The sequence below is a fragment of the Actinophytocola sp. genome (genome assembly GCF_035712165.1).
Lineage (GTDB): Bacteria > Actinomycetota > Actinomycetes > Mycobacteriales > Pseudonocardiaceae > DASYTH01.
The window spans coordinates 65314-74708 of sequence record NZ_DASTBH010000122.1; the positions used below are offsets into that span (position 1 = coordinate 65314).

The 9395-nt window shown below is 72.2% G+C and carries 8 protein-coding genes and 1 pseudogene; 7 read left to right on the plus strand and 2 right to left on the minus strand.

Annotation, left to right across the window (positions count from 1 at the left end):
- Positions 1–14: 14 nt before the first annotated feature.
- Complete coding sequence (locus VFO68_RS06645) at positions 15–935, plus strand: cation diffusion facilitator family transporter (protein WP_325157276.1); 921 nt, start codon at positions 15–17, stop codon at positions 933–935.
- A 47-nt stretch (positions 936–982) separates the two neighbouring features.
- Positions 983–1786: an SRPBCC family protein gene (locus VFO68_RS06650; RefSeq protein WP_325157277.1), complete on the plus strand. Its 804-nt coding sequence runs from the start codon at positions 983–985 to the stop codon at positions 1784–1786.
- 164 nt (positions 1787–1950) lie between these two features.
- On the opposite strand, the gene VFO68_RS06655 is transcribed toward VFO68_RS06650, so the two are convergent.
- Complete coding sequence (locus VFO68_RS06655) at positions 1951–2658, minus strand: DUF305 domain-containing protein (RefSeq protein ID WP_325157278.1); 708 nt, start codon at positions 2656–2658, stop codon at positions 1951–1953.
- Complete coding sequence (locus VFO68_RS06660; protein WP_325157279.1) at positions 2655–3437, minus strand: DUF3105 domain-containing protein; 783 nt, start codon at positions 3435–3437, stop codon at positions 2655–2657. Before VFO68_RS06660 ends, VFO68_RS06655 begins: the two co-directional genes overlap by 4 nt.
- A gap of 213 nt (positions 3438–3650) precedes the next feature.
- Between VFO68_RS06660 and argS the strand changes: the two genes are divergently transcribed.
- The 5 genes and pseudogenes from argS to VFO68_RS06685 form a co-directional block, all read left to right on the plus strand.
- Positions 3651–5309: an arginine--tRNA ligase gene (gene argS, locus VFO68_RS06665; RefSeq protein ID WP_325157280.1), complete on the plus strand. Its 1659-nt coding sequence runs from the start codon at positions 3651–3653 to the stop codon at positions 5307–5309.
- Positions 5310–5342: 33 nt separating this feature from the next.
- A complete protein-coding gene (lysA, locus tag VFO68_RS06670; RefSeq protein WP_325157281.1) occupies positions 5343–6779 on the plus strand; it encodes a diaminopimelate decarboxylase in 1437 nt (478 codons plus the stop codon).
- Complete coding sequence (locus VFO68_RS06675) at positions 6776–8074, plus strand: homoserine dehydrogenase (RefSeq protein ID WP_325157282.1); 1299 nt, start codon at positions 6776–6778, stop codon at positions 8072–8074. The genes lysA and VFO68_RS06675 overlap by 4 nt, the downstream gene beginning before the upstream one ends.
- Positions 8075–8076: 2 nt before the next feature.
- The gene (gene thrC, locus VFO68_RS06680) at positions 8077–9144 is read left to right on the plus strand and encodes a threonine synthase (protein ID WP_325157283.1); all 1068 of its coding nucleotides are present in this window, start codon (positions 8077–8079) and stop codon (positions 9142–9144) included.
- Positions 9141–9395, plus strand: a pseudogene (locus VFO68_RS06685) (homoserine kinase); the annotation flags it as partial. The gene thrC and the pseudogene VFO68_RS06685, both read left to right, overlap by 4 nt.

The following is a 9395-nucleotide window of genomic DNA, read 5'->3' on the forward strand; positions in this document are numbered from 1 at the left end:
GAGGGAGGGCAGGCATGGGACACGGCCACGGACACGGGCACGGCGACCTGCCGCGCACCGCCTCCGGTCGCTACGTCCGGCCGCTGGCCCTCGCCTTCGTCATCTCGGCGGTGTTCATGCTCGTCGAGATCGGTGTGGGGCTCGCGACCTCGTCGCTCGCGCTGATCTCCGACGGCGCGCACATGCTCACCGACGTGGTCGGACTCGGCCTCGCGCTGGCCGCGATCCTGGCCGCCAACCGGGCCGCCGGCCGGCCCAGCCGGACCTTCGGGCTGTACCGGGCCGAGGTCCTGGCCGCCCTGGCCAACGCGGTGCTGCTGTTCGGGGTGGCCGGCTACGTGCTGTACGAGGCGATCACCCGGCTGGCCGACCCGCCCGCGGTGCCCGGGCTGCCGGTGCTGATCGCCGCGACGCTCGGCCTGCTGGCCAACATCTGGTCGTTCCTGCTGCTGCGCACCGGGCAGGCGGAGAGCCTGAACGTCCGGGGCGCCTACCTCGAGGTGCTCTCCGACCTGATCGGTTCGATCGGCGTGCTGGTCAGCGGCCTGATCACGCTGCTGTTCGGCTGGCGCTACGCCGACCCGATCATGGGGGTCGCGATCGGGCTGTTCGTCCTGCCGCGCACCTGGGCGCTGGCCCGGCGCTCGCTGCGCATCCTGTTCCAGCACGCGCCGGAGCGGGTGGACATCGACGAGTTGACGCAGGCTCTCGGCGAGGTGGCCGGCGTGTGCGGGGTGCACGACCTGCACGTGTGGACGCTGACCTCCGGCATGGAGGTGCTCAGCGCGCACCTGATCGTGAGCGGCGCCGCCGACCAGACCGAGGTCCTGCACCGCGCCCAGGTACTGCTGGCCGGCCGCTACCGGATCGAGCACGCCACGCTGCAACTGGAGGCGGGCGGCGCCACCGCGCAGTGCCACAAGCTGTCCTGGTGAGCTTTGGTATATTCCTCATAAGTCATATAACTATGGAGGGATGTACCGTGAACGAGACGCTCGGTACCGATGCCGGCCGCTCGGTCCTGCGCATGGAACGACGGCTGCGTCACCCGGCGGAGAAGGTCTGGCGCGCGCTGACCGAGCCCGCCGAGCTCAGCCAGTGGTACCCGCTGCGGGCCGGCGGGATCGACCTGCGGGTCGGCGGCGCCATCGAGTTCGCCGACGAGGACGGCACCCGGCACGACGCGGTGATCACCGACCTCGAGCCCGGGCGGGTGTTCGGCTTCCGGGTGGCCGAGCCCGGCACGCCGGGCGGCCGGGAGCGCGACAACCTGCTGCGGTTCGAACTGCACCCGGACCCGCGCGGCTGCCTGCTGGTCCTGGTGCACACCTTCGACGACCGGCCGGCCGCCGCGAGCTACGCCGCCGGCTGGCAGACCTGCCTCGACGTGCTGGTCCGCGTGCTCTCCGGCGAGGAGGCCGGCGCCCCGGACCTGGCCGGCATGCCCTCCCGGCACGAGGCGTTCGTGGAACGGTTCGGCCTCGACCTCGCCGACCTGCGGGACGCTCCGGTCGCCCGGATCGAGCGCCAGTTGATGATGCGCGACCCCGGCACCGTCTGGAAGGCGCTGGTGGCCGCCGCCCCGGACGACGCGACCACGATCGAGCCGAACACCACGCTGGAGTACCCCCTCCCCACCGGCGCCCGCCTCCGCTGGGAGCTCACCGAAGGCCCCGGCGGCGCCCGAGTACACCTCACCCACACCCCCCACCCCGACCAGACCCCGGCCCAATCCGCCACCGCCGCCCAAACCGCCCTCCACTCCCTCCTAACCACCCTCGACTAGGGCTAGGACAGTCGCGCGGATCTTTGCGGGGATGTCCGTGCCCGACCAACACCCACCTCAGGGGACCGTGACGGCACCCAGCCACATCGACCCCGCTATCCGCACCGTCCCCCGCAAACGCGACGACCGCATAAAAAATCCGGAGAGGCGGAACAGCGGCGGCGCTAGCTGGCGCCGCGGGCGGTGAGCATCTGGGTCATCAGGGTCACCTCGGCGGTCTGGCCGGCGACCATCTTGCCGGCCAGGTCCCGCACGTAGGCCTGGCTCGCGTGGTCGGCGGCGTACTGCGCCATCGGCAGCGCGCCCTGGTGGTGCCGCAGCATCAACTGCAGGAAGTAGACGTCCGACTCCGGCCCCGCGGGCATGGTGCGCAACCGGTTGAGCTCCTCGGTGGTGGCCATCCCGGGCATCACCGAGCCGCTGCCGGGGGAGGCGGTGGTGCTGCCGTGCTGGTGTCCCGTCCCGCCCATCCACGCCATGTGCGGCTTGCCGATCTCGGGTAGCTCCGGCTGACCCCACACGGTCAGCCAGCCGTCCATCTCACCGGACTGGGACAGCTGGGTCGACTCGATGTCGAAGGCGATGGCGTGCAGCTCCGGGTCGGTCGTGCGGTCCCGCTCGATGCCGGCCATGGTGATCGCCTGCAGATGGTGGATCCGCATGTCCTGGGCGAACCCGACGTCGATCGAGTTGGCGTCCGGGTCGCCGGTCTGCTCCGTGCGGGTCAGCGTGATCAGCATGCCGATCGCGGCGCCGACCACGAGCACGACCAGGGCGGCGACTGCGAGTACCACGGCATGGCGCCGGTCGATCCGGCTGGCTGGGGTCTCGTCGTCGTCCTGGTCGGGCTCGGTGGTCGGCTCGCTGGTCACTGACTGGGGGCCGGCTGGCTGGTCGCGGCGGGCGGTGCGGCCGGTGCCGAGGTCGGCAGCGGTGCGCCGCTGGTCTGCATCTGGCCCTCGTTGGTCTCGGTGATCGCGCCGGTGCCGTCCATCTTGACCGCGTCGGGGCCGGGCTTCTCGGACACGAACGGCGGCGGCTTGGTCACGTCGAACACGGTCGGGTCAGCGGCGTCGCAGCGGCCGCCCGGCTCCGGCGTCTGGTACTGGTTGCCGCGCAGCGACCGGATGAAGTCGTCGATCCGGGCGTCGTCGGCGCTGTCCACCTTGAGCTGGTGGCCCCAGGACTGCAGCGAGACCGGCCGGTCCAGACCGGGGTAGGGGGAGAGCATCATGTACTGCTGCCCCTCGACCTTCGACTTGAGCTTGTCCAGCGCGCCGCCCTGGATCCGGCCCGGGTCGTAGGCGATCCACACGGTGCCGTGCTCGAGCGAATGCACCATGTTCTCGTTGCGCACCGCGGTCGGGTAGACGATGCCGGTGCAGTCGGCCCAGACGCCGTCGTGCGGGCCGCCGAAGGGCGGGGACTGGTCGTAGGCCACCCGCTGCTCGGCCTTGACGTGCTGGCTGCCCTTGTACTCGACCTTCTGCACACCGGGGATGTTGTCCGACGGGTCCCGGTTGTCCTCCGAGACGACCCACTTGTTCTTCTCGTTGATCTGCACGGCGGCATAGGTGAAGACCCCGGCGGCCAGGGCGAGCACCGCGATCGTCGCGATGATCGTGCCCCAGGGCTTGGGCTTGCGGGCCACCGCCGAGGTGGACCGCGCCGCGCGTACGTTCTTCCCCTTCGCCCCAGCCCCCTTGCCCCTGGGCCCGCTGGCGCCTTTGCTCTTAGTCCCGCTGGCCATAACTGGTTCAGGCCTCGTCTCGTCGGATTACGTCGGGTGCACGGCTGTGCAGCGGCCAGTGTAAGGACCCGGTGTCTGCCCAGCGTCAACAACCTGCTGCCTACACTTCACAGGGTGACCCCAGCCGCACTCGCCGATCTGGTCCGGGCCACCGCCGTGGACGTGTTGACCAGCCGTGGGCTCGATCCCGCAGCGCTGCCCCCGGTGGTGACCGTCGAGCGCCCGCGCAACCCGGAACACGGCGACTACGCCACCAACCTCGCGCTGCAGGTGGCCAAGAAGCTCGGGGTCCCCCCGCGCGAGCTGGCCGGCTGGCTGGCCGAGGCGCTCGCCACCCGCGAGGGGGTGAGCGCCGCCGAGATCGCCGGCCCCGGCTTCATCAACCTGCGGATCGCGGTCGCCGCGCAGAGCGCGGTCGTGGGCGAGGTGCTGGCCGCCGGTGAGTCCTACGGCAACGGCGACGCGCTGACCGGCCGCAACATCAACCTGGAGTTCATCTCGGCGAACCCGACCGGGCCGCTGCATCTGGGCGGGACCCGGTGGGCGGCGGTCGGCGACGCGCTCGGCCGGGTGCTGACCGCGCAGGGCGCGAAGGTGGTCCGGGAGTACTACTTCAACGACGCCGGCACCCGGATCGACAAGTTCGTCGAGTCGCTGATCGCCGCCGCCCAGGGCGAGCCCACCCCTGAGGACGGTTACGCCGGCGCCTATGTGTCGGAAGTAGCCGCGGAGGTGCTGCGCCGGGAGCCGGGGGCGCTCGCGCTGGCCGGCCCGGAGCGGCACGAGGTGTTCCGCCGGGTCGGCGTCGGCCTGATGTTCGAGCAGGTCAAGCAGTCGCTGCACGAGTTCGGCACCGACTTCGACGTGTTCACCCACGAGGACTCGCTGCACGCCTCGGGCGCGGTGCAGCGCCTGGTCGAGCAGATCAAGCGGGAGGGCAGGCTCTACGAGGCGGACGGCGCCTGGTGGTTGCGCACCACCGAGTTCGGCGACGACAAGGACCGGGTGGTGATCAAGAGCGACGGCACGCCCGCCTACGTCGCCGGGGACATCGCCTACTTCGAGGACAAGCGCAGCCGCGGCTTCGACCTGTGCATCTACCTGCTCGGCGCGGACCACCACGGCTACATCGCCCGGCTCAAGGCGGTCGCCGCGGCGATCGGCGACGACCCGAACGCCGTCGAGGTGCAGATCGGCCAGATGGTGCACCTGGTCAGGAACGGCGAGCCGGTGCGGATGAGCAAGCGGGCCGGCGCCGTGGTCACCATGGAGGACCTGGTCGAGGCGGTCGGCGTGGACGCCGCCCGGTACTCACTGGTCCGGTCCTCGGTGGACTCGACCCTCGAGGTCGACCTCGACCTGCTTGCCTCGCGTACCAAGGAGAACCCGGTCTTCTACGTCCAGTACGCGCACGCCCGGATCTGCCGGGTGCTGGAGAACGCCGAGCGGTTGGGCATGTCCGCCGAGGGTGCGGACACCGCCCTGCTCACCCATGAGCGGGAGGGTGATCTGCTGCGCACGCTCGGCGAGTTCGGTCAGGTCGTGGCGACGGCGGCGGAACTGCGCGAGCCGCACCGGGTGGCCAGGTATCTCGAAGTGCTCGCCGGCGGTCTGCACAAGTGGTACGACACCGACGACTGCCGGATCCTGCCCAGGGGCGACGAACCGGTCGAGCCGGTGATGGCCGCGCGGCTGCGGCTGTGCCTGGCGGTCAAACAGGTGCTGGTGAACGGGCTCGGCCTACTCGGAGTCTCGGCGCCGGAACGGATGTAGCGGCATCGATCGGGGAACCAACCAGGAGGAATGATGCGCGCCCATCCGGCCGGGCCTCGGCACGCGGAAGTCCTGTCGCCGGCGAGCACCGCCGGCCAGCGGCCGTCCACTGTGGACGACTTGGATGAGCTGGCCGCCACGGTGTGGCCGCGCAACGCCCGGCGCGGGCCGGACGGCGCGGTGACGCTGGCCGGCGTGCCGGTCGCGGAGCTGGCCGAGCGGTACGGCACACCCCTGTTCGTCATCGACGAGGACGACTTCCGGTCGCGGTGTGCCGAGCACGCGGCGGCGTTCGGCGACCCGGCGCTGGTGCACTACGCGGCGAAGGCGTTCCTGTCCGTCGAGGTCGCCCGCTGGGTGGCGCAGGAGGGCCTGAGCCTGGACGTGTGCAGCGGCGGCGAGCTCGCCATCGCGCTGCGGGCCGGGTTCCCGGTCGAGCGGATCACGTTGCACGGCAACAACAAGTCCGGGGACGAACTGGCCGCCGCGGTGGACGCCGGGGTCGGCGCGGTCGTGCTCGACTCGTTCTACGAGATCGCCCGCCTGGACCAGCTCGCGCTGGACCGCGGTGTGGTGCAACAGGTCCTGGTCCGGGTCACGGTCGGCGTCGAGGCGCACACCCACGAGTTCATCGCCACCGCGCACGAGGACCAGAAGTTCGGGTTCTCGCTGGCCGGCGGGGACGCCGCCGAGGCGGTGCGCCGGGTGCTCAAGTCCGACGGGCTGCGGCTGGTCGGGCTGCACAGCCACATCGGCTCGCAGATCTTCGACGTGGACGGGTTCGAGGTGGCCGCGCACCGGGTGATCGGCCTGCTGGCCCGGCTGCGCGACGAGCACGGCGCCGACGCGCTGGCCGATCTGTCCACTGTGGACCTCGGTGGCGGGCTCGGCATCGCCTACACCGCCGAGGACGACCCGCCGGCGCCGCGCTGGCTGGCCGACCAGCTGCGCACCATCGTGGCCAAGGAGTGCGAGCACGCCGACCTGCCGCTGCCCCGGATCGCCGTCGAGCCCGGCCGGGCGATCGTCGGTCCGGGCACCGTGACGCTCTACGAGGTCGGCACCATCAAGGACGTCGCGCTGGGCCAGGGGCACGGCCGGCGCTATGTCAGCGTGGACGGCGGGATGAGCGACAACATCCGCACGGCGCTCTACGACGCGGTCTACGACTGCCGGCTGGTGTCGCGTTCGGCCGGTGAGGGTGAACGCGGTCAGGACGCCGTGCTGTCCCGGGTGGTCGGCAAGCACTGCGAGTCGGGCGACGTGGTGGTGCGCGACTGCTGGCTGCCGGACAACCTGGGTCCCGGTGATCTGGTCGCGGTGGCGGCGACGGGTGCCTACTGTTACGCGATGTCCTCCAGTTACAACCGACTGCCCAAGCCCGCCATGGTCGCGGTCCGCGACGGACGGTCCCGGCTGTTACTGCGCCGGGAAACCGACGACGACCTGTTCCGGCTGGAAGAGTCATGAGCGACCACGAGCTGAGGGTCGCCCTGCTGGGCTGCGGCAACGTCGGATCCGAGGTGGCCCGGCTGCTCACCGAGCAGGCCAGCGACCTCGCCGCGCGGATCGGCACCTCGGTGCGCCTGGCCGGGGTCGCGGTGCGCCGGCCGAACCGGCACCGCACCATTCCGGCCGAACTGCTCACCACGGACGCGGCGGCCCTGGTGGAGTCCGACGTGGACCTGGTGGTCGAGGTGATCGGCGGGATCGAGCCGGCCCGGACCCTGCTGCTGGCCGCGCTGCGCTCCGGGAAGTCGGTGGTCACCGCGAACAAGGCGTTGCTCGCCGAGCACGCGGGTGAGCTGTTCGCCGCCGCCGACGCCACGGGCGCCGACCTGTACTTCGAGGCCGCGGTGGCCGGCGCGATCCCGTTGCTGCGCCCGCTGCGCGAGTCGCTGGCCGGCGACCGGATCAACAGCGTGCTGGGCATCGTCAACGGCACCACCAACTTCATCCTGTCCGCCATGGACGAGACCGGCTCCGGCTACGCGGAGGCGCTGGAGGAGGCGAGCCGGCTCGGCTACGCGGAGGCCGACCCGACCGCCGACGTGGACGGCTACGACGCCGCCTCCAAGGCCGCGATCCTTGCCTCGCTCGCGTTTCACACCAGGGTGACCGCGGCCGACGTGCACCGGGAAGGGATCTCGGCGGTGACCGCCGCGGATGTCGCGGCGGCCCGGGCGCTCGGGCGGACGATCAAGCTGCTGGCCATCTGCGAGCGGGTGGCCGACCCGGACGGCTCCGAGTCGGTGGCCGTGCGGGTGCACCCGGCGATGATCCCGCGCGGTCATCCGCTCGCCGCCGTCGGCGGCGCGTTCAACGCGGTGTTCGTCGAGGCGGACGCCGCCGGACAGTTGATGTTCTACGGCCAGGGCGCAGGCGGGGCGCCGACCGCGAGCGCGGTGCTCGGCGATCTGGTTGCCGTGGCGCGCAACCGGTTGGTCGGCGGCCGGGGGCCGGGGGAGTCGGCCTACGCGGCCCTGCCGGTCCGGCCGATCTCCCGGGCGAGCACCCGCTACCACCTCAGCCTCGACGTGGCCGACCGTCCCGGCGTGCTGGCCTCGGTGGCCGCGGTGTTCGCCGAGCACGACGTGAGCATCGCCGCGGTCCGGCAGGAGGGCCGGTCCGGCGACGCCAGCCTGGTGATCGTGACGCACTCCGCACCGGACGCGGCGCTGCGGTCCACAGTGGACAAGATCGCCGGCCTGCCCGCGGTGCGCGAGGTGGTCAGCGTGATGCGGGTGGAGGGCGAGGACCTGTGAACGTGTCGGCCACCGACCGGGCCTGGCCCGGCGTGATCCGGGCCTACCCGGACCGGATCTCCTTGCCGGACGGGGCGAAGGTGGTGACCCTGCACGAGGGTGGCACGCCGCTGCTGCCGGCGCCGCACCTGTCCGAGCTGACCGGATGCCGGGTGCTGCTGAAGATCGAGGGCGCCAACCCGACCGGCTCGTTCAAGGACCGCGGCATGACCGTGGCGATGACGCACGCGCTGGCGATCGGGATGAATGCGGTGATCTGCGCGTCCACCGGCAACACCTCCGCCTCGGCGGCCGCCTACGCCGCGCGGGCCGGGCTGACCTGTGCGGTGCTGGTGCCGCGCGGCAAGATCGCGCAGGGCAAGCTGGCCCAGGCGGTGATGCACGGCGCGCGCATCCTGCAGATCGACGGCAGCTTCGACGACTGCCTGGAACTGGCCCGCAAGACCGCCGCCGAGTTCCCGGTCGAACTGGTCAACTCGGTCAACCCGGTCCGGCTGGTCGGGCAGCGCAGCGCCGCCTGGGAGATCTGCGACGTGCTCGGCCGCGCGCCGGACGTGCACTGCCTGCCGGTCGGCAACGCCGGCAACATCACCGCCTACTGGCAGGGCTACCGCGAGTACGCCGGGGACGGCGTGATCGCCGCGGCGCCGCGGATGTTCGGCTTCCAGGCGGCCGGGGCGGCGCCGCTGGTGCTCGGCGCGCCGGTGCGCGACCCGGATACGGTGGCGACCGCGATCCGGGTGGGCAACCCGGCGTCCTGGGCCGGCGCGGTCGGCGCGAAGGACGAGTCCGGCGGGCTGTTCGACGCGCTGCCGGACGAGCGGATCCTGGACGCCTACCGGCTGCTGGCCGCGCGGGAGGGCGTGTTCGTGGAGCCGGCGTCGGCGATCAGCGTGGCCGGGCTGCTGGCGACCGCGGCGGACGGCCGGCTCCCGGCCGGGTCCGTGGTGGTCTGCACGGTGACCGGCCACGGGTTGAAGGACCCGGAGACCGCGCTGCGCGGAATGGTTGAGGTTGAGCCGGTTCCGGTCGACCCGATCGCGGTGGCGCACGCGCTGGAACTGGCGTGAGGATCCGCGTTCCCGCGTCCAGTGCGAACCTCGGTTCCGGTTTCGACGCGCTGGGCCTGGCCCTCGCGTGCTACGACGAGGTCGAGGTCGAGGTGACCGGAGGCGGCCTGAGCGTGACCGTCACCGGCCAGGGCGCGGACTCGGTCGCCCGGGACGACTCCCATCTGGTGGTACGGGCCCTGCGGGCCGCGGCGGACCGGCTCGGCGTCGCCCTGCCCGGCATCGCGCTGCGCTGCGAGAACGCGATTCCG

Bases quoted from the DNA above. Each gene is read 5' to 3' on its own strand.
- VFO68_RS06645 (WP_325157276.1), top strand. From the start codon at position 15: ATGGGACACGGCCACGGACACGGGCACGGCGACCTGCCGCGCACCGCC.
- lysA (WP_325157281.1), top strand. From the start codon at position 5,343: ATGCGCGCCCATCCGGCCGGGCCTCGGCACGCGGAAGTCCTGTCGCCG.
- VFO68_RS06675 (WP_325157282.1), top strand. From the start codon at position 6,776: ATGAGCGACCACGAGCTGAGGGTCGCCCTGCTGGGCTGCGGCAACGTC.